The organism is Pseudomonas sp. TH34 (assembly GCF_016650865.1).
GTDB classification, from domain to species: domain Bacteria; phylum Pseudomonadota; class Gammaproteobacteria; order Pseudomonadales; family Pseudomonadaceae; genus Aquipseudomonas; species Aquipseudomonas yamanorum.
The window spans coordinates 91,451-111,632 of the sequence record NZ_JAEKFB010000025.1 but is presented as its reverse complement, the minus strand read 5'-3'; the positions used below and the strand labels follow the sequence as shown (position 1 = coordinate 111,632).

The 20,182-nt window shown below is 53.7% G+C and carries 13 protein-coding genes and 2 pseudogenes; 11 read left to right on the top strand and 4 right to left on the bottom strand.

Going from position 1 to position 20,182, the window contains the following annotated elements; all coding sequences use genetic code 11:
• Positions 1–203 precede the first annotated feature (203 nt).
• The 3 genes and pseudogenes from JFU58_RS20340 to JFU58_RS20330 all read left to right on the top strand — a co-directional run.
• A complete protein-coding gene (locus JFU58_RS20340) occupies positions 204–989 on the top strand; it encodes an SIR2 family NAD-dependent protein deacylase (RefSeq protein WP_201141920.1) in 786 nt (261 codons plus the stop codon).
• Positions 990–1,470: 481 nt separating this feature from the next.
• Positions 1,471–1,944: a type II RES/Xre toxin-antitoxin system antitoxin gene (parS, locus tag JFU58_RS20335; RefSeq protein ID WP_201141918.1), complete on the top strand. Its 474-nt coding sequence runs from the start codon at positions 1,471–1,473 to the stop codon at positions 1,942–1,944.
• Positions 1,945–1,993: 49 nt separating this feature from the next.
• Positions 1,994–2,158, top strand: a pseudogene (locus tag JFU58_RS20330) (transposase domain-containing protein); the annotation flags it as partial.
• 812 nt (positions 2,159–2,970) lie between these two features.
• Here JFU58_RS20330 and JFU58_RS20325 read toward each other — a convergent pair.
• Positions 2,971–3,435, bottom strand: a pseudogene (locus tag JFU58_RS20325) (site-specific integrase); the annotation flags it as partial.
• A 125-nt stretch (positions 3,436–3,560) separates the two neighbouring features.
• Between JFU58_RS20325 and JFU58_RS20320 the strand changes: the two are divergent.
• From JFU58_RS20320 to JFU58_RS20310, 3 genes are all read left to right on the top strand, one after another.
• Positions 3,561–3,929, top strand: a complete 369-nt coding sequence (locus JFU58_RS20320) for a hypothetical protein (protein ID WP_201141916.1) — start codon at positions 3,561–3,563, stop codon at positions 3,927–3,929.
• 173 nt (positions 3,930–4,102) lie between these two features.
• Positions 4,103–5,707, top strand: a complete 1,605-nt coding sequence (locus JFU58_RS20315) for an ATP-dependent nuclease (RefSeq protein WP_201141914.1) — start codon at positions 4,103–4,105, stop codon at positions 5,705–5,707.
• Positions 5,700–6,770: a UvrD-helicase domain-containing protein gene (locus tag JFU58_RS20310; protein ID WP_201141912.1), complete on the top strand. Its 1,071-nt coding sequence runs from the start codon at positions 5,700–5,702 to the stop codon at positions 6,768–6,770. The genes JFU58_RS20315 and JFU58_RS20310 overlap by 8 nt, the downstream gene beginning before the upstream one ends.
• A 74-nt stretch (positions 6,771–6,844) precedes the next feature.
• Here the strand turns inward: JFU58_RS20310 and JFU58_RS20305 are convergent, their stop codons facing one another.
• Positions 6,845–7,795, bottom strand: coding sequence for a hypothetical protein (locus JFU58_RS20305; protein ID WP_201141910.1), 951 nt, complete (start codon positions 7,793–7,795; stop codon positions 6,845–6,847).
• Between the two features lie 411 nt (positions 7,796–8,206).
• Between JFU58_RS20305 and JFU58_RS20300 the strand changes: the two genes are divergently transcribed.
• Positions 8,207–12,175 (top strand): YobI family P-loop NTPase, encoded by a 3,969-nt coding sequence (locus JFU58_RS20300; protein WP_201141908.1) that lies wholly within the window; start codon positions 8,207–8,209, stop codon positions 12,173–12,175.
• Between the two features lie 1,787 nt (positions 12,176–13,962).
• On the opposite strand, the gene JFU58_RS20295 is transcribed toward JFU58_RS20300, so the two are convergent.
• Complete coding sequence (locus JFU58_RS20295) at positions 13,963–14,424, bottom strand: winged helix-turn-helix transcriptional regulator (RefSeq protein WP_201141906.1); 462 nt, start codon at positions 14,422–14,424, stop codon at positions 13,963–13,965.
• 106 nt (positions 14,425–14,530) lie between these two features.
• Between JFU58_RS20295 and JFU58_RS20290 the strand changes: the two genes are divergently transcribed.
• Positions 14,531–15,577 carry an NAD-dependent epimerase/dehydratase family protein gene (locus JFU58_RS20290; protein WP_201141904.1) on the top strand — a complete coding sequence of 349 codons (1,047 nt, stop codon included), beginning with the start codon at positions 14,531–14,533 and terminating at the stop codon, positions 15,575–15,577.
• Between the two features lie 535 nt (positions 15,578–16,112).
• On the opposite strand, the gene JFU58_RS20285 is transcribed toward JFU58_RS20290, so the two are convergent.
• Positions 16,113–17,099 (bottom strand): zinc-dependent alcohol dehydrogenase family protein, encoded by a 987-nt coding sequence (locus JFU58_RS20285; protein ID WP_201141902.1) that lies wholly within the window; start codon positions 17,097–17,099, stop codon positions 16,113–16,115.
• 116 nt (positions 17,100–17,215) lie between these two features.
• Between JFU58_RS20285 and JFU58_RS20280 the strand changes: the two genes are divergently transcribed.
• The 3 genes from JFU58_RS20280 (at position 17,216) to JFU58_RS20270 (ending at position 20,160) form a co-directional block, all read left to right on the top strand.
• Positions 17,216–18,847 carry an aldehyde dehydrogenase family protein gene (locus tag JFU58_RS20280; RefSeq protein ID WP_201141900.1) on the top strand — a complete coding sequence of 544 codons (1,632 nt, stop codon included), beginning with the start codon at positions 17,216–17,218 and terminating at the stop codon, positions 18,845–18,847.
• A gap of 105 nt (positions 18,848–18,952) precedes the next feature.
• Complete coding sequence (locus tag JFU58_RS20275; RefSeq protein WP_201141898.1) at positions 18,953–19,594, top strand: MFS transporter; 642 nt, start codon at positions 18,953–18,955, stop codon at positions 19,592–19,594.
• Positions 19,591–20,160 (top strand): hypothetical protein, encoded by a 570-nt coding sequence (locus tag JFU58_RS20270; protein ID WP_201141896.1) that lies wholly within the window; start codon positions 19,591–19,593, stop codon positions 20,158–20,160. The genes JFU58_RS20275 and JFU58_RS20270 overlap by 4 nt, the downstream gene beginning before the upstream one ends.
• The last annotated feature ends 22 nt before the right edge of the window (positions 20,161–20,182 follow it).

The following is a 20,182-nucleotide window of genomic DNA, read 5'->3' as shown; positions in this document are numbered from 1 at the left end:
GTGCGTAAGGTATGCAACATTAGGTGTCGACTGCTAAAACACAAACGCTCGTAAGGCCGGGGTCGGATAGACGAAGAGGGCAGGGATGGCGATGCCGTACGGTTCTCGAGTCCCTTCTCGCCGTCCTGTATTTGTCGGCACCGAAATTGTGAATTAGCGTAAATACGCGGTGAATCGTGAATACGTGAACAGAGGCTGATCAGATGGACGACATGAGCAGGGCTATACAAGCTCTTCGTGCTGCTCGAAAGGTTGTATTTTTCACGGGTGCAGGTATTTCAGCAGAGAGCGGTATTCCCACTTTCAGGGATAAGCTCACGGGGCTTTGGGCGAAGCATGATCCCCAGCGCCTCGAAACGGCGGCCGCGTTTCGAGAGAATCCTGCTTTGGTTTGGGGTTGGTACCTATGGCGCCGCAATCAGGCGAAGCAAGCAAAACCTAACGCCGCACACCAAGTGGTTACGCGCCTGGCTGACTCAGGCCGAAGTGTCTTTGTGGTAACTCAGAATATTGACGACTTGCATGAGCGTGCCGGCTCTCGAAATGTATTGCACCTCCATGGAAGCTTGGCCACGCCAATCTGTTTCGCCTGCAAGCGTCCTGCGGATCTGACAAACGAGCAAGCGGCGATCTCGGATGAGTTCGAGTTAATCCAACCACCTCGTTGTCTGCGCTGCAACGGTCGGCTACGTCCCGGGGTAGTTTGGTTTGGGGAGGATCTCCCTTACGGAGCGTGGAAAACAGCGATGGCTGAAGTTAAAAGCTGCAACGTTCTGATATCTGTCGGCACCTCGGGCGTTGTCCGCCCTGCGGCTGATATTCCCGAAATCGCTATGGCAGCGGGTGCAACGGTCATCCATGTGAACCTGTCAGATGTGGCTCTTGGTAACCCGAACGAGTTGATGCTGGTAGGCCCGGCAGCGAAGGTACTACCTCTCCTACTACTAGCCGTCGATGATCCTTCCCCAGCAAACGCTCCAGCAATTTAAGTTGACGATGCCCTATAAACGTTAAATCAAACCGACCGAATGGCGGTAAGTCTTGAGGCGAGCGATGAAGATTATTGAGCGAGTCGAGATAGAGGCAGTAACAGACGTAAAGTGCGACGTGTGTAGGTGCTCAACCCGATCGGAGATCGATGGATTTCAGTTCGCAACTCTCCAAGCACACTGGGGTTTTGGCACAAAACATGATGGCGAACGGTATGAGCTTCATCTCTGTGAGAACTGCTTCTTCGGAACGATTGCTTACATAAAGCAAGAGCGGCGCATACAGAATATTTTCGATGAAAGTGACCAAGCTAATTCTGAAGAACTTGGCCTGGTTGTCAGGGGTGACTTTTTTCGTGACTCCAGGCAGTAGGTAGGGAGACTCTCGACATTTGCAAGGGGGTATTTTAACAAAAGGTCGACGTAACCTGATGATAGGATCATCAAAATCTTGCTAGTCCGGCTTGGAGGAGTAGACCCGTTGAGCTTTGCAACTGAACAGCACCGAAATAAAAGGAGTGAAAGGTTGCGTATCTTAGGCGCCGAAGAGTTTTGGGCCTTCAGTTCCGTTCGCTATGCACTTAGGGACTCAGAGCGATTGCTCCAAATCAAGAACGGATTTCCCGCCCATCTTTTTCAAGCCATGCTCCGGACTTTTAACCTTCAAGAACACGCCTTCGCCGTTCTCCTCAATATATCAATGGCAACGTTTGAACGGAGAGTACGAGAGCAGCGAACCCTTGGCACCGCCGCGTCCGAGCGGCTGGATCGCATCGCTACCGTTTCACACCAGGCCGAAAAAGTCTTTGAGAATAGAGATGCCGCGGTTCAATGGATGGCAAGACCAAATAAAGCCATCGGCGGTAGCTTACCAATTATGCTGTGCGAGACTGAAATTGGTGCTCGGCAAGTCCGCCGGGCACTCCGTGCTTTGGACTCTGGAGGCATAGTTTAATTGCATCCGTATCGACTAAGAGAGCAGCTATAAGCCGTCGGTGCGTAGCAGCAGAAAACGGGCTGCAGCAATCATGAGCCTGATTCAGTCGGCACGCATGAACGGGCATGACCCATGTGGCTATCTGGAGGATGTACTTGCGCGGATGCCGACACAGAGGGCCAGTGAGATTGGACAGTTGCTGCCGCACCAATGGGTAGCTCCATCGCATTGATGCTAATGGGCGTAACCCACTAGATTTCCCATTTTTTCCCCTGTCGTTGGCTAGATTTTCTTAACCGCGCCAAGATTTTCTTAAAATGTGCGCCCAACACTCAGAAAATATTAACCGAAAATGGCCGCGCAACCACTATTTTTGGGGGTTCCGCTTATCGGCGGTAAGCGTCCCGCAATCACACCTTGCCGCATTACGCTTTCTGGACGACCTGGACTTTGAAAGGTTTGGGATAAGAGCTACGTTGGCGCATGGAAATCCTATCGATAAGGGTGTTCGCGTTCGCTTAAAAATACACGGACACCATCGCCCTTAATTCTGGAGTTCGGTAGGTGACTCGGCCGGACGGTGATATTTACATGCCAGAAATTTCGATATTTACTTCCGAGTAGTTGAAGGGCTAGAAACGACGAATCCCGCTCTAGGCGGGATTCTCAGCCGTTGATCGCATACGTTCGACGGGGCAGGACATTGTTACCTGGCACTGGGCCATCTGATTTTCATCAGAAGAGGGGTGCGCTACGGAGATCCCCGTAACCACTCTGTGGTTCACGCAAAGGCGCAAATGAACAATATCCATAATCGCTATGTCAATCCTGCTGTCGCCTCGTGGATTATTTGGACTCACCTCGATCATCCCTCAGCCCCCAGTTCAGAGGGCTCTTAGCCGCAAGAACTGGCTCTTCGCACGATCGCTACGCTTCGGATTTGTCGGGCTTGAAGAGAGGTCTACTTGCCTATACCTAGAGTCGCAACTCGCGACGATAAAACGCAAGATGTGTCCTCCGCCCGCTTACGCATATGGTGCGAGCTCAACCGCGATCCCGCATGCCGATACGCTTAACAGAGTGCGCCCGTTCTTGGTCATGAGAGTGATAGTAAGTGTTCTGGGTGGTGCTGAGATTGCTGTGACGTAAGTCTTCCTGCAGGTCTTTTGGATTGCGCAAAGGTGCATCAAAGGTGGCGGAGGTGTGCCGTAGCCAATGAGCCGAAGCGCAACGCAGGCTTTCCAACTCATGAAGGGCTCGACCCTCGTTGCGCATATTGTCCGTGGCCTTATCAAAAACGGCTTGGAGGAGGGCGCGGATCTGTCGATCTGACAAACCCGCACGGCCATTGAGTGTTTTGATCAGAGGCGTGCTTTCGTCTTTAGCAGGCAACTCTGGCAATCCCAGAAATCGTCGATAGCGCTTAAGGTAGCGTTCTACGTATACATCCCGCACAGCAATCTTTGCCGCCTTGTTGCCTTTACCAACAGTGTGGTACCACCAGTTTCCAGAATTAGGAAATTCTCCAAATATCTGCAACTCACAACTCATTGATTTTATGAATATAAGTCAGATCTCTGTGTCTCTTGCCGGAATTTCTCCCTTTTAGCCTTGCGACAAACGAAACCCTTAACTTGGACGGGATCCTCTTTCCATCTGTTCAGGTGCCCAAAGATGCATCGCCAGGTCTGAACGCCATCCTGTTTCACAAGGCCAGCGCGGTCGAGAAAACTGAGGATCAAGATGCACTTGATCAGGTGAGCCTGTGGGAGTCGGACGAAGACCAATGGATTTTCTACCCACAGATCTGGGAGGGCAGCCCACCTACCGAAGATTCAGCACATGACTTCATGGGTCGTATACATGCGCCCGAGGCCAGTCTGCGGCTCGCTAGAGGCGGCATTACAATCCATAAAATCCAAGGTGTGAGCTTCACATATAAGTCTGATCCAGTTCGCCATGAGCCTTGGTCAGACAGGGCACGCCATTACGGGATTCGATAATTTCCAGCGTGACTTAAACCCTGAATAACCGTAACGATTTAGCCATCGCTGCTTCGCAGCGGTGCGATTAGGTGTAGTGAGATCGACAGGTACAACGATTCGCCTATAGCATCCCAGTGGCATCGACTGAAACAGCTAATAAACCTGTACTTTTCGCCAAGGGAATGACGATCATGATCACCAGAATTCACATCCGTGGGTACCGCATCTACAAGGATTTCAACCTTCTTCCCAACCCCAAAATGAACATTTTGGTGGGCGGCAACGACGCGGGTAAATCTACCTTGATAGAAGCGGTCTCGCTGGCCCTGAACGGCCGGATCGGCGGCCGCAGCGTTCTCGAAGAATTGAATCCGCACTGGTTCAACACCGAGCTCGTTCAGGAGTTTGTAGCGCAACGAACCGCCGGCAAGAAGCCCGCACTACCCGAAATCCTGATCGAACTTTACCTTCGCGATGACGATGAATTGCAGGTGCTCTGCGGTGCCGTGAACACAGCTGTACCAACTCATGCATGCCCGGGCGTCTTCTTAAGGATCTACCCCAACGAAGAGTATCAGGACATGCTGGATGACTGGCTAAAAGCACCTAATGCCCTGCTGCCCGTTGAGTACTACACGTGCGAATGGCGATCGTTCGCTGACCGGGAGCTAACGAAGCGCCCACGGGTACTGTCGGTGGCAACCATCGATTCTAGGACAGTCAAGTCCTCAGCAGGTGTGGACTACCACCTGCGTCAGATTCTGAGTGATCACTTGGAGACCACCGAGAAAGCTGAAATCTCATTGGGCTTTCGTACGGTGAAAGCGTCGATGACTGAGGGTGCTCTGGCGACAGTGAATAGAAGGTTTTCGACACTGGGTGCATCTTTGCTGGCGGAACCCATGGCATTGGCTATGGATCAGACGTCGCGCACGTCCTGGGAAAGCGTCATTGCGCCTTACGTAGACAACGTTCCCTTCTCGATGGCAGGTCAGGGTCAACAAGCTGCGATCAAGATATCGCTCGCGATGAAGCGTCACTCAGCGAAAGTAAAGATCGTCATGATCGAAGAGCCAGAGAATCATCTCTCTCATACCAGCCTGTCGACGCTTCTTGACCGTGTAGAAAAGCTTGCATCTGACGACCAGCAGTTGTTTGTTTCCACGCACAGCACATACGTGCTGAATCGCCTCGGTCTCAATTCCCTGCACCTGCTGAATCGGAATCATACCTCGAAGATCACTGCTCTTGATCTAGGCACCGTACGGTACTTCCAGCGCCTGCCAGGTTATGACACGCTCCGTCTCGTTTTGGCTAAAAAGGTTGTCTTGGTGGAGGGGCCGTCTGACGAAATCATTTTCGAAAGGGTGTTCAACGACGTTCACCGGTTAACGCCCATGGCTGCCGGGGTCGATGTCATCAGTATGCGGGGGCTTGCGCTGGCCCGCTGTCTGGAGCTTTGTGCTGCCGTTGATAAGCCGGTCGCTGTGATGCGGGATAACGACGGTATTAAGCCGGCTGATCTTCGGGTGCAGGTCGAGAAGTGGCTGGACGGCAAAAAACGAGAACTCTTCATAGGCGAAGTGAGTGATGGCCGTACCCTCGAACCGCAACTGATCACAGCGAACGGTGAAGCTCATCTAAGGGATGTGCTTAGGATCACGCCAAAAGCCGACCTTATGACCTGGATGACACGAGAAAAAACTGAGGGAGCTTTGCTCATCGCTGAGTCCCCGAAAGCCCTAACCGCACCGAATTACATGAAGGAAGCGGCGGAGTTCATTCAGAATGCCTAACTATTTGACGCTCGCAGTAGCTGGCGGACGAAAGACGCAGGGCCTCGTCGATTACTGTGGGAAAGCGACTGATCGAAAGATCGCGGTGCTCACGTTCACGCAAACGAACCAGCAAGAAATCCGCTCGCGGTTAGCGAACCAGGCAGGCGACAGTAGCACGATAGAGGTCATGGGTTGGTACACCTTCCTGCTCCGTCATTTTGCTCAGCCATTCCTACGCTTCAAATTCCCGAATGATCGGGTCATGGGCTTCGACTTTGAAGGGCGACCGTTCCAGTTCGCCAAAGGCAAAACCAGGTTCATGGACTCAGGAAATCGGGTGTATGCCTGCGAACTCGGCAAGCTTGCCTTTGAACTCATGGAGGCGACGCCGGCGCTCCTGCGAAGGCTCGAGTGCATCTACGACGAGATACTGATCGATGAAGTCCAAGATCTAGCCAGCTTCGATTGGGAAGTCGTGGAAGTCCTGCTTGGCTCTAAAATCGATGTGCGGATGGTGGGAGATGTCAGGCAGGCTGTTTTGTCTACAAATCCCCGAGGCCAGAAGAACAAGAAATTTGGGTACGCCGCGTCGCTCGAATGGTTTAGAGATAAAGAGGCTAAGGGGTTTCTCACCATTGCCTACGCGACCATCACCTACCGATGCAGAGCCGAGATCGCGACGTTTTCCGATACCATCTTCGACGCCACGTGGGGCTTCCCTAGCACTACCTCGGAGAACCTCGATAAGACTGAGCATGATGGCGTGTTCCTTCTCCATACTCAGCATGTCGATGAGTACGTCGGCCAATTTAGACCGCAGTGCCTAAGGCATTCGGTCAGCTCGGCGAAGCACCTCAATCTGAATTTTCAGAACTTCAAAGGGGTGAAGGGTACGACGTTTGACCGAGTATTGCTCGCACCCACCGCCAACATCGAAAGCTTCATCAAGAAGGGCACACCTTTGGAGGCCACGGCTGCAGCGGCGTTTTATGTCGCGGCGACACGTGCGCGACAAAGTCTGGCCATCGTCATCGACAAGGTTGGTACATCCACACTGCCAGTATGGGCTCCATCTCCTTGAAAACTGACAAGCTAGGGGTTCGCCAGGCTCTGCAGGACGTTGCAGAGCCGTCCGTGGCCGCGGTGTGAGACTCACTACTTATCGTATCTGGGTGGTAGGGGGCAGTCGTAGTTCACGTCAATCATGTCGAGATTCTTCAGATCGAAGTTTGCATAGTAACGTTCATTCGACGTCCGTATTGCGGGTTGGCCGTAGAGAAACACGAACGCTGTCGGCTTGTCCTTCTTGGCGATCTTGGAAAGCCGTACTGCCATCAGGTTCTTGAGCTTGTAGTTTTCTATGAACGCGTCGGAGACGAAGCATGAGGTGATCAGGCTGTCGTCTCCTCGCTTGAAATTCTTTTTGAATTTGATTCGGTAGCCATTATCGGCTTTCGTGCGGTCCACATACGCCCAGCCGTAGTAAATGATGGGGTGGTCAGGCAGGTCGTCCAGATCCTGCTCCCAGATGCATTTGAAGATGCTGGCGTAGGGTACGTCCTGCCCGGCAATGTTCAACCGCCGGAACTCAAGGGTCTCATCGGAACGGTATCGGATGTATCTGCTGACTACAGATCGAACCGAGTAAATGGGCCCGACTATGCCTGATTCCCCTAGCTTCGGGGTGTAGGGACGGGTGCTTCTCGCACGCTTTTTCGCTATATGGACGTCCGCGTCAGGCTCGACCGCATGCTCGTCATAGTAGGAGGCAGGTCGCTCAAGCTTGAAGACGTCGACAATGGATTGGTCAACAGTTCTGCGTTCCTGCCCATCCAGTTCAGCGGGTTCGAGCTCCAAGTCGGCGGGGGCGCCGTTGGCAATGCCGCACGCTTCACTATGAGCTCCGTAGACCTTGAAGTGCGGGACTACCCTCATGTTCTGGACGTCTTTGTCCAGATTCGCGCAGGTTACTTGGGCGGAGCAGTCAGCAGCCGGACATACGAATGCGCGCTTGTTAGTAATCACCCCAGACCAGTACAGATCGTAGGCGCGATCAGGGTCGACAAAATCGTCAGCCTCAATGCTGTAGGCCACATCCAATGACATAGTTCACCAAGTCCTTTTGAGCTGTCTGAAAAGTGGTCGCTAGTATCGGCCATTGCCTCGTTAGTGAGCCAGAGTCTTGATACGTGACCATGGTCTAATGAACTCGGCAGGGACGTGAGCGGGTAGTCGCTACTCGGCGGAGGACGGCTAGGCGTGTTACTGATGCGCCCCATTGCAGCATTTAGCGCAGTAGAGGGCAGGTCTGACTCGCCCCAATCGCCGAACGCCAAGCCAACATCGAAGCGTCTACAAGAAGAACAAAGCGTTCGCAGGTGAGGATGGCCGTGAGCTATCATCTTAGCCTTCGCATTAGGCTTACCAGAAGCTCACCTCCCAGATCAGACCCAAGATCGATCATTCAGTCTTCGGCAGATGAATGCCTGGTAGCCGCCAGCCTGCTTGGAGACACGGATGTTCATTCGCTTGCGCGCGATCTATCACCGGACATTAGATGTCTATATCACTTGGAGCAACGAGACTCGCCGCACGCTAGCCGCCTTGAAGCGGTACCCACGTGCGGCCATCAGCGCCTATATGGCCGCACGTGCGTATTTGGCCGCGCCTGCTCATGAAAACCTGTTTGAACCACTAACTCCTGTGCTTATTGAGCCTGGGAAAATCAATCGGTATGAACGCGAGTTACTAAACGGCCTGAGGAACGATCAGGTCAGGAACATCGCGGTCACTGGTGAGTACGGGGCAGGGAAGAGCAGCGTGCTTCGCACCTTTGTCCATCGACACCCAGAGTTTGTCTACGCGTTTGTTTCATTGGCCACATTCGGCAAGGACAACGAAATCTCTGGAGCCTATGAGCTTGTTACTGAGACTGACGTGGCCGGGGAGGGAACAACGCCCTCCGACTCTGCACGCTCATCGGGGTCACCGGCCAAGGCAGGGCAAGAATCTAAATCCGAGGAAAATAAGGCTGAATCCGATCTCGTTGCGCGTATCGAGGAGACAATCGTTCAGCAACTACTTTACGCCGTACCCGCAAAAAAACTCCCCAAGACCCGTCTTAAGAGGATCGACCAGGCGTCGGGCATAAAGATCTGGTGGAAAACGCTTTGCTATGGCCTCCTCATTTTGGCGGCGCTCAGACTCTATATTCCCGTGGCAGAAAAGCTGCCGAAAATCGAACCGACTTGGCTTCTGGAGTGGCTGCTGTGGATACCAAGCCCACTCGCCGTCGGAATCGCCGCGATAGGATGCATACAGCTGCTGCACTCGTGCCTGAGATTGGTCTCATTATTCAGCATTGACGGGCTGACGCTCAAAGGCGGCAAACTGGAGACTACCCACCATGGCTCCGTCCTACACAAAAATATTGATGAGATCATCTACTGCTTTGAGCGCAGCAGCATTGACGTTGTGATCATTGAGGATCTCGACCGGTTTGGCATTCATGACGTGTTCACCCGATTGCGAGAAATCAATTTCATCATCAAGCAGTCACCCCAGGTGAGCCGCCCCGTCTATTTCGTCTACGCGTTGCGCGATGAAATGTTCGTCGTTGGCGAAAAAACGAAGTTTTTTGACCTCATCGTTCCAGTGATCCCCGTGATCAACTCGGAAAACTCCCAAGAAAAAATGCTGGAGCTTCTGAACCTTCGAACCTTCAAATCGAAACCCTTGGGCGAGCATCTCGATCGTCGATTGCTGGAGACCGTCTGCTATTACATCGACGACCTCCGGCTGGTGAAAAATATTGTCAATGAGTTCGATATGTTCTCCAATATCCTGGCGAGCGGGTTACGCCTGGAACCAGACAAACTGTTTGCGATTGTCACCATTCGCAACCTGCACCCCGGAGCATATGCAGACCTAGTTAAACGTCGGGGGGCGATTTATGGCGTCATCAAGGGACTTGACGCCTGGAAAATCCAGCAAAACAAGGCATACGCCAAGCAGCTTGATGATTTGCGCCGTGAGCGTGAAGATCGCGTGTCCGAACTGGCCAACAATGTCACTGAGCTCAGGGCGTACGTCTGGTTCACCATTCTTCGCTTGACCGAAACCAGCATCGCGACCCATGTCCGAGGCGGTGGTGCCCGGTACACGCCGCAGGAATTCGTTACCGACGAGGTATTCGACTCATTGATGAGTAAGGCCACGACCCTCACAACGGATGCCCTGCAGCAATATGGGCAGGTGGCTAGTTACGCCTCTCGGAGTGTCTCGATGGCTGAGGTGCTCAAAGCGACCTCCTATGAGCGGCGCCATTCCTTGCTTGGGCGGCGGCTCAGTACGATTGCGGATGAGATCGCGGCGACGCAGAGGCAATCTGATCAGGTCAGCAGGATGTCTTTCAAGTCCGCTGTCAAGAAAGGCTATGGAGATGTCGTAAGGAACAATCTTCAGAGCTTGGACGTCGTGAGCTATCTGATGCAGCATGGTTTTCTTGATGCTGACTACACCGATTACCTGGGTTATTTCTACCAGGGATCGCTGACGCCTGCTGACAAAGACCTGATTCTTTCGCTGCGACGTGGTGTGCTGCCGGAAGTATCTACGTCCGTCGACAACCCGAACAATGTGCTTGAGAAGCTTAAGAGCGACGAGTTGGATGAGGGCCGGGGGATCGTAGTCGATTTGATCGCCTGTCTCTGCACCCGAACAACCTCGCCCACAAACGCTGCTGTAGACGCCCAGCTAAGACAGGTGCTGAAGAGTGGCGTTAACGAGCACACCGAGCGCATGGCATTCGCAGTACACGATCTTTTGACTCGAACGGAAGCGGCTGAGTTCATCAAGGCCGTTTACCACCTTGAACCAAAGCTGTTTCTTAGGCTTTTCAACACCGGGGACACAGGGGTTGCGGGCGGTGTGTTTGAAGGAAGCGAGGCCCGTCAGGCGCTAGTCAAGGCAATCGTCGACAACCTAGCAGAATCCGAATTCAAGACCTTAGCCGATGACGCTCTCACGGATCTAGTGCCTATGATCGACAGTCTGGAAGATGCATCTCGACTAATGCCAGGTCTAGAAAGCAATACGGGAGCCTGGGCGTGGCTCAGAGCGTACCCGATCCAATTCGCCTCACTTGGCAACGTGATGAGTCTCTCAGAGCTCGAAAGACTGATCGAATGGGGCTGCATCAAGATCAACCTGCCCATGCTGTCGCTGGTATGCGCAAAGTCAGAAAATGAGCAGTCTTCCAAAGATGCCAAATCGGAACCTGCTGATGTGGGCATCATATCCCTGCTTAGGCTGCAGGCGCTGGGCATCGATAGGCTAGCTGGTTATCTGCTTTCACACGCTGATGAGCTTGCCAGCGCTTTACTGGATCAGTCTGCGGTCCTAGATGAATCAAGCGAGTCCTTAACAAGTTTACTGGCCGAACTGGATGCAAATCAGGACTTGGCAGACAGACTGTTCGATCACACAACATGTAACCTACAAACACTCAACGAGACTCCAAGGCATCTATGGGCAAAGGCAGTCGAAGGTGATCGACTGGCGGCCAAAGCCGAGGCCGTATGGAGTTTCTTTGACAAAGTCATTGCACCAGACAGCAATGCAGCGGGCGATGAAAGCGCATCGGATCTTGCAACGGTTTTTACTGGTTTCATTGCTCGTAACGCATCGTCTCTTCAAGGCAAGCTGTGGCAGTTAACGAGCCAAGACGGGGCACTTCAACAGTATCTTCTGAACTCTCCCAATATCAGCAATGAGGTGCTCAAGGTACTGCTAGAAGGCGTCGTGCTCCAAGATCTCTCAATGATCGGAACAGCAATACCTGCGGGACGCTGGGTCATGCTGGTGACCTCGGCGTTTCTGCCATACAGCCCGGAAGCCAGGGAGATCGTATTGAAGGCCTGCCCGCACCTGGAAGGCCAGTACTTGGTTGAGCGCTGGGATCTGGCGAAGGCAGAGGTCGATATCGGTTCTCTCCAGTTCGACTCGATGATCACGCTGAGCAAAAGCAAAGCGTTGCCGCTCACTCAGAAAATTCAAATGTGGTCAGGGCTAAGCTTGGAGACGATTGAAAGCAAACCCGAAGCGGTGTCTGAACTCGCCCGTGTGTCTACGCTGGCCAACCAAGCTGGCGAAAGGTTTGCTGATTCGCTGATGCTTGTGCTGCGACATGTGGTTCGCAACGCAAGCCTCACACCGGAGCATCGTTCTGAGATGCTGACACAATGTCTACCCGGGATGAAGTGGCCGGACGTTTCAGCTGCGCTGGCGTTGCTCGACGATGCGGACTTCAAAACCGTGAGCGCGAAGGTCAAGAAAATTAAGGTAAGAAACACCGAGACAAACCGGAGGTTGGTCGGCGCGATGAAAGCTGAGGGCTACCTCGCAACACTCACGCCAGAGGACGACGTAATAACCGCGACCACTAGGCCCTCATCCATGGCGGCTGAGGACGGATGGATCGCGTGAGCGTTGTACATTGCACCCAAGTTGAGTGTTTCTGGCTCTATTCGCGCTCTGATGACCTAGACAAGCAAGCGGAGCGCGCAGGCATGAGGATGGAAGCCGGGACGGTCAAAACGGCCGCGTCTCGGGAGGCTTGATTCACGACAGCCGTGCTCGAAGATCCACGCTCACCACTGGCGTGGTCGGCCGCAAAACCGAGTTAGGAAATGATGGGTGAGGGCGCTTGTCTTGTGCCTTGTTGGCTAGCCGTTACCTCTGGCCAGCATGTGACGATGCTGATGCGCAGTCTTCGGATCGCGGCCTTCGTACCGTTGCGAACGATGAAGTCTCAATTTTGGAGAAGAATAGGCGCCAGAGTTTCATATTTACAAAAAACGACTGGCTATAGAAGAGAGTTCGGGCTTAATAGTTTCAAATTCGCGGAGTCACAAGCTAGCCCAGGTTTTGTGCGCTGTGCAGTTATGACACATAATTTAACATAATATACATTATGCGTAATCATATGATTCATTATCAGGGGCAGTGCCAACCAGATTTCAACCAGCGCACCACAGTTCTCCGAAGTAATCTCTTTTCATTTCGAGAACTAAATTCCTTCCATGGGTGCTCTGCTGCCAGGAAAAGGATTTACCGTCATTCGCGCAATCGCATTCTACCTAATGAGCCTATCGTCGGTGTGACTCCCCGATAACCTGCACCTGATTGTCCTGGGCTCATTTTGACGATCTTTCTCAGCCGATCAGCGCGGCACGTGATTGACTGGATCGTGAAGCGTCTAGCTCGGAGTACAGCTTTACCTGCAGATTTAAAGTCTGGCGCCTTTTAGCGTTCAGAAGGCACAGATTCGATTAGCGTGCTGCGAAAAATGTGAGTGATTAGCCGCTGCTTGGCTGCCTAGATTTACGTAGAGAGAGATCACTTCTCAGAGTCCGACATTAGGAGTTAGCTCCTGTCGAGCTTTCTATATAGGAGACGGCCGGGTCGGTATGCCGTTCCAAAGGACGCGGCTCCTAGGGTTTTAGTGCGCCCGCTAATGCTTTTTGGTGAGTATATGGAGGGTTTTCACAGTGAAAACTACTAAACCTTCGAAGAAATTAAGCGCACGCGCCGCAATGAGCTGTCTATGCCCCGATATATTTTCCTCTCTAGCAGACACGCCCCCCCCCTGGATATCCTGCAGCTTTACTATCTATAGCCTTTAGTACTTTTAGGTTCATACCGAATCGATTTCTTTGGAGCTTTTCAGTGCGCTGAACGATAGCTCAACTAAAGAGTCATTTAGTTGAGTTAATAGTATTCGTAAATTCCCAAGGTGCCTACACTTGCAGCTCAGACCGCAGGCTTGTTAGTAAGAGGCTAGCTCCCCAACTTGGTTACTGGTATCTGGCTATACACAGGCTTCGCCGCCCGCCACTCATGCTTTTCACCACTCAGAAACCAGGTAAAACAAAAGCAAAAAGAGCAAAGGCAAGACAGTCGGGTCGATCGACAGCTTATGACACGCCAGGAATAAGTCCATGCACATATTGATAAGCTGGTGAGACGACGATCATTCCTCCGATGTAATTGAGATCTCCATCTTGGTCTGCCAGGATCTCTTTCGCAGCAGTGCTTTCGCTGCCTTCAGCTCATCGGTACCTCTATTTAGCAGGCGTCCAGTTTTGGTCTTTTATGCTAGCGACTCCGGAGGGTCACGAGCCGACCGCGACAAATCCTCTAGAGCTCGCACTTTCACCCCAGCCATGGCGCTGACCGGTTATTCGTTAGCCAGTTGGTTCATAGAGCATGGATTATACAAGTACTGAATTATTCGTCATGTCATGCACGGGAACTCTCAATTGATTTAATTTCGCCTGGTCAAACCTGTAACGTGCAGCTCTAACTTCAGCTTGTTTTTCAATTGCCCATTCAGCTAGCGCTGCAATAGGACTTAGCGCCTCATAGCCCATTGCGGTCAGCTCGTAATCAACCCGTCTTGGGATATGCTGATTCGTAATGCGTGTAAGATATCCATCTCGCTCCAAGTTACGGAGTGTTGCCGTTAAAACTTTCTGGGAGATCATGCCCATACGGTGCTTTAACTCGGTGAACCGTAAGCGCTCTTTCGACAGCGTGTAGATGACCAGAATCGACCATTTATCGCCGGCGAGCGCTAAAACATCTCCTACCGACTGGCAAATCTCAGCGTTGAGTTCGAGTGCCTGGCAGGCTGACGTGCTTGCCGCAGGGGATCTCACGTTACTTGGTTTCATAAAAGTGCCTTCTTGTGGGGCTTCGTGATTGCTCGTAGCATTTAAAGAATAAACAGCCTAGCCATCCTCCAGGTCTCTGGGAAGGCTAAATTTTGAGACGTCAACTATGCATAGCAACTCTAAAAAAACTGTCTTGGTAACGGGCGGATCAGGTTTTCTAGGCTCTTGGATTATCACCGCGTTGCTCAACCGAGGCTACGCCGTGCGTGCGACCGTTCGTAGCAAATCTCGTGAGGCCGATGTTCGAACCAAGATTGCTAGACATACTCAGCCGCAGGCTAATGAATCCCTCACATTCGTCGTTGCAGACTTGCTCAGTGACGACGGCTGGGAGGACGCTACAAAAGGGGTTGATTCAATTCTGCACACAGCCTCACCAATGCCCGTGGGCAAATACAAAGGAACTGACATTATCCGCCCAGCACGTGAAGGAACGATGCGCGTAATCAATGCAGGGCATCGCGCCGGAGTACGTCGTATTGTGTTGACCTCATCTCTGCAAGCTGCGCTGCCCTCCTCTACCTACAGTGGGCCACCTACCGACGAAACCATCTGGACGGATCTGTCCTCCAAACTTGCCAACGACTACACAAAGGCAAAGACGCTGGCGGAACAAGACGCTTGGGCTTTCTTCAAAGAACACAGCGGCGCGACGACACTCACCACGATCCTTCCTGGAATGGTACAGGGCCCCGTGCTGGGCGCCGAATACTCAGGGTCCGTAGACCTGATTGCACAGATGATGAGAGGGAAAATGCCGGCGATCCCCCACATTGGCTTCAGTATCATTGACGTGCGTGATCTTGTTGAACTCCATCTATTGGCAATGGAGTCAGAGCTTGCTGCCGGACAACGGTTTGTCGGCAGTAGCGATTTTCTCTGGCTCGAAGACGTCGCCAGACTTCTTAAAGAGAGTTTTGGCACCCAAGCCTCGAAAGTATCGACCTCTAGACTCCCTGACCTGTTCGTCCGCTTAATGGCCTACGTAAATGCAGACATGAAAATGATTGCGCCGACTCTCGGGCAGAAACGCGAGTTCAGCATTGAAAAAGCTAGACGCTTGCTTGGCTGGCAGGCCCGTTCGGCTAGCGAAGCTGTGTTGGCCGGTGTCGAAAGCCTGATTAAGGAGCGACTGATCGCATCTGGCGAGTAAATGTTCGCGGTGTTCGACAAACTTGATGCTGATGGCTTGGACCAATCGGTGCCTGGAGCCTATTAAATTCTGCACCTGTATGGCCTAGCTTTATGGTGAATACAAAAAACACTGATTGGAAAGGCACGCTGCACGGCTTACAGGCAGATGAATATAGGCCTATACACCATGCCATTCTGTCGCCTTCGCCGCGGGAAATAAGACTCTTCCAGCTGCGCCGGTCCGGCCGCAGATGAAAAAACTGCACAGACTTCTCTGTTTATTGTAGCTAACCAACTCACCAAAACTCCCATGCTTGCTGCGCAATGCGTGGGTATTTTGGTGAGTTCACGACAATGCAACGCCGCTCACAACCATCCGGCAGATCCTGGTTCAATGCTCTTACTGAGGCAAAGATATTCGGTGTCTGGACTCTATCCAGCGCATGGTGACACTCGAGAGCGTTTGAACCAGTGTCAGAAAGGCTCATTCCGGATGCCTAACAAAAAAGGCGACTCAGGTTAGCCGCCAAAAAAAGGCAAATCGTTAACGTGTTTCAGGAACCCTGAAAGTCTAGTACCACTTTCCCATTACGTCCGCCCGAGCCCGCCGCCGTCAGCGCAGCCGGGAGTTCGGTGAGCGGGTACACCGAGGCAACTTCGGTTTTCAACGTGCCCTTGGCAACCAGTTCATCCAGTTCAGAGATGACGCTTTGTACTTCTGCAATCGGTGCATTGTTGAGCCAGGGCGTAATCCAGAAACCACGTACGCGAATGTCCTTGCTGATAAAGCGCAGTGGCTGGATCTGCACTGGCTGCAGGCTCAAGGCGCCGTACACGACAATGGTTCCGCCGACACTCAGAATGTCGGCGAGTTGCTCGGACGCCTCGCCCCCCACGCAATCAATACCCAGGTTGATCGGCGCACCGCCGATTGCGGTGTGAATCGCTGCGACTGTTTCCGGGCCGTCAATGATCACCACATCACCACCGAGTTGCTTGAGGTGTTCGAACGCAGAGGCGTTGCGCACGATGTTCACGGTTTTGATACCGCGCGCTTTAGCCAACTGAACGATGTACTGCCCTACGGTGGAGTTGGCCGCGTTCTGTACGAGCCAGTCGCCGGGCTTGAGGTCGACAATTTTTTGCAGAAGCAGCAATGCAGTACCACCGTTCACCTTGAGGTTGCACTGCTGGAGGATGTCGTTGCTCGATGAAACCTTGGCCACTTGGGAACGCTTAAGCAGCAACTGCTCGGACCAGCAGTCCAGGCGAATCGCTAATACGCGGTCGCCCACCTTGAGGTCCTTGACGTCGGCACCGAGGGCTTCGACAACGCCAATCGCCTCGACGCCCGGCACTACGGAGTCCGGATAAGGCCGGGGATAACCTCCCCACAGTGTGCCGATGTCCGCCGGCCCCACTGGCGCGAACTGAACCCGCACCAGCACATCGTCACCCGCTTGGATCGTCCGAGCAGGAACATCCACCACACGGGCGGCAGTTTCCGGTTGGCCAAAGGCCTGAATCTGAACTTGTTTCATTGAACACCTCTTGCGCTGGTTTTCGTTTATAGAGAACCAAGATAAACGACAAATGTATTTTATCGCAATAGCCAATCTACGCTTTTTCGTGGAGCTAAAATTTACGTTTTTGGCGCTTGCAAAAACATCACCTGTTGTTTAATGTGAAAAACAAGCAGCGATATTCGGCGCCATTGCTGCGCCACGGGCCGGTCCGTTACCGGCATCAACGGCCTTTGAAAAAGGCCAATGGAGTTGTCATGAACAAGCTCTCCTCAGCGGAAAAAGTCCCTCATGCGTTGATGTACATCGATGGCAAGTGGATCGACAGTGCCGAGCAGGATGAGATTCGTAGTCCTGCCACCGAACAACTAGTCGCTACCGTTGCACAAGGCTCCATCCCGCTTGCGGATCAAGCCGTCGCCGCTGCAAAAAAGGCCTTCGATTCGGGCGTGTGGCGCACCATGCACCCCCATCAACGGGCACAGATCCTGCTAAAGGCCGCCGATCGTCTTGAAGCGCGATCAGAAGAGTTGGCCGCCCTCGCCTCCGCCGAGAACGGAATGCCGATTCGTATTGCCGGGCCAGGGGTAATCGGCGTCTCCGTGGACTTTTTGCGTTATTACGCGCGGCTCAGTTCCGAATACGAATACGAGGTGGAAGGCCCGCGTTTCGGCCCCCATGAATCTGAGGGCATCATCCGTCGTGAACCAGTAGGCGTTTGCGCGGCGATCGTGCCATGGAACGTCCCGCTGGTGCTTGGCATGTGGAAGATCGCCCCGGCCCTGGCCGTCGGTAACAGCGTGGTAGTCAAGCCGGATCGCCAGGCGCCGCTGACGCTCATAGAGTTTGCACGAGAACTAGAAGCCGCCGGGCTGCCAGCAGGTGTGCTGAATATCGTCACCGGCGAAGGCGCAGTGATTGGTGCGCACCTGGCCGAGCATCCAGACGTGGCCAAGATAGCCTTCACTGGCTCCACAGTCACCGGGCGTGATGTGATGCGCCGCGCGTCTTCAACGCTCAAGCGCGTTACCCTTGAACTCGGCGGCAAGGCACCGAGCATCGTCTTGGCCGATGCGAATATCAATTTGGCGGTTGAAGGTGTGATCTACGGCGCGCTGGCGTTTTCCGGCCAGATCTGTGAGTCGGGCACCCGCCTGCTGCTGCCCCGTATCTTGCATGACGAGTTTGTCGATCGCCTAGTGCATCGCATCAGTGAACTGCGCATCGGTGATCCGGCCTCGGCGGAAACTGACCTCGGACCGGTGTTTTCGGCACGCCAAAAAGAACGCATCCTGGCCTACATCGAAACCGGCAAGGCCCAGGGTGCGACACTTCGGTACGGCGGCACGCCGCTCAAGGGCGGGGACTTCGAACAAGGGCACTGGGTACAGCCGACGATTTTCACCAACGTCACCAGCGACATGACAATCGCCCGGGAAGAGATCTTCGGCCCAGTGCTTTGCGTCATCAAGTACGACGATATCGACGAGGCTATTCAGATCGCCAACGACTCTGAATACGGCCTGTCTGCCGGTATCTGGAGCGAGGACTACGAACTCGCCCTGGCCGTCGCCAGACGCATTCAGGCCGGCACCGTGTGGATCAACGACTGGCATGCCTTGCCGCCTGGCTATCCATTCGGTGGTTACAAACAAAGTGGCGTAGGCCGCGAGGCCGGCGACTCGGCATTGGCTCAATATACGGAAGAAAAATTCATCGCTGTCGCCCCGCCCAAAGCGCCGAGTTCAAGCCCATTCGTGCGCTGACTCACGCGCGCTAACACCTGACGAGATGATCCAAGGAGTGCGGCAGGACTCGCCACGAGGCCTGCCGTTGCCCGATCACGCTTGAACTAATCATGGAATTTCACCATGCCTGAACATACGCGTTCCGAGGCCCGGACCTTGGGCTCTGGACATTTCAGTGTTATCACCATCGCCAGTTTGTTCGCCGGCTCCACTATGCCAACACCGTTCTACAGTGAGTTCACCCGCGACTTTGGCCTGTCTTCGGTCTCCATGACGCTGGTGTTTGCCACCTACGCGCTGAGCCTACTTATCACGCTGTTGACCATGGGCACCTTGGCCGACCAACTGGGACGGCGCGCAGTGGTGCGTGTTTCACTGGTGCTCAGTGCAATCGCCATGTTGACGTTTCTGATTGCCGACGGCCTGCCGGAACTGGTAATCGCCCGGCTGATGCAGGGCGTGGCGAACGGCATCGCGTTGGGAGCGCTGGGGGCTACGGTTCTAGAGTCATTGAACACTCGCGGCTCGCTGCTCAACAGCGTCACACCATTTATCGGCTTGAGTGCAGGCGCCCTGATTGGCAGCGTCATCATCCAGGCATCTGCTTCTCCGCAGCCCGTTGCATTTGGCCTGGGCCTCGCCTTTTTTGCAGTCCTAGGAGTGTTTTCGGGGGCTTGTCCAGGCGCACCAATGGGCAGCCGATCCGGTTGCGCAGTTTCACACCACGGCTGGCCATTCCCAAGGCCGCACGGCGAACGTTCTTGAGCATCACACCTGCCAACATCGCGGCCTGGGCCCTCGGCGGTTATTTCTTTTCGTTGCTGCCGACGCTGATCCAGACCGCACTGCACATCAAGTCACCACTGATCGGGGGTGGCGTTGTAGCCGTGCAGTCGTTCGCCGGCGCGGTCACGGTGTTGCTACTCAGGCGCCACCCACCCCGGCGCAACGTGGCGATGGGTGAATTGCTGATTCTAATCGGCTCCAGCTCGATACTCATCGCCGTATGGGCACAAATCACCCCCTTACTGTTAATCGGTGTTTTGCTGGCGGGCGCCGGCGCAGGTGCCAGCTTCCTAGGCGCGTCTCACCAATTATTCCCCTTGGCGGCGGACTCGGAACGTGTGGGCCTACTGTCAGCCTTTTACCTTCAAAGCTACCTGGCCTTCAGCGTCCCACCGCTAGTTGTCGCGGCTGCGGTTCCGGCCTTCGGCCTAGCTGCGTCGACCATTGCCATGAGCTGCGTGCTCACCTTCATCGCGCTGGTTGCACTGTTGATCAGGGCGGTGCAGTACCTACGCAAACCGTCCACGCCCGTCGGGCGCCGGTAGTCGTCACCGTGTCGTTGTCATC

Excerpts from the sequence above, each read along its gene's own strand:
- JFU58_RS20340 (WP_201141920.1), top strand. The coding sequence starts at position 204 with ATGGACGACATGAGCAGGGCTATACAAGCTCTTCGTGCTGCTCGAAAG.
- JFU58_RS20315 (WP_201141914.1), top strand. The coding sequence starts at position 4,103 with ATGATCACCAGAATTCACATCCGTGGGTACCGCATCTACAAGGATTTC.
- JFU58_RS20310 (WP_201141912.1), top strand. The coding sequence starts at position 5,700 with ATGCCTAACTATTTGACGCTCGCAGTAGCTGGCGGACGAAAGACGCAG.
- JFU58_RS20305 (WP_201141910.1), bottom strand. The coding sequence starts at position 7,795 with ATGTCATTGGATGTGGCCTACAGCATTGAGGCTGACGATTTTGTCGAC.
- JFU58_RS20300 (WP_201141908.1), top strand. The coding sequence starts at position 8,207 with ATGTTCATTCGCTTGCGCGCGATCTATCACCGGACATTAGATGTCTAT.
- JFU58_RS20295 (WP_201141906.1), bottom strand. The coding sequence starts at position 14,424 with ATGAAACCAAGTAACGTGAGATCCCCTGCGGCAAGCACGTCAGCCTGC.
- JFU58_RS20290 (WP_201141904.1), top strand. The coding sequence starts at position 14,531 with ATGCATAGCAACTCTAAAAAAACTGTCTTGGTAACGGGCGGATCAGGT.
- JFU58_RS20285 (WP_201141902.1), bottom strand. The coding sequence starts at position 17,099 with ATGAAACAAGTTCAGATTCAGGCCTTTGGCCAACCGGAAACTGCCGCC.
- JFU58_RS20275 (WP_201141898.1), top strand. The coding sequence starts at position 18,953 with ATGCCTGAACATACGCGTTCCGAGGCCCGGACCTTGGGCTCTGGACAT.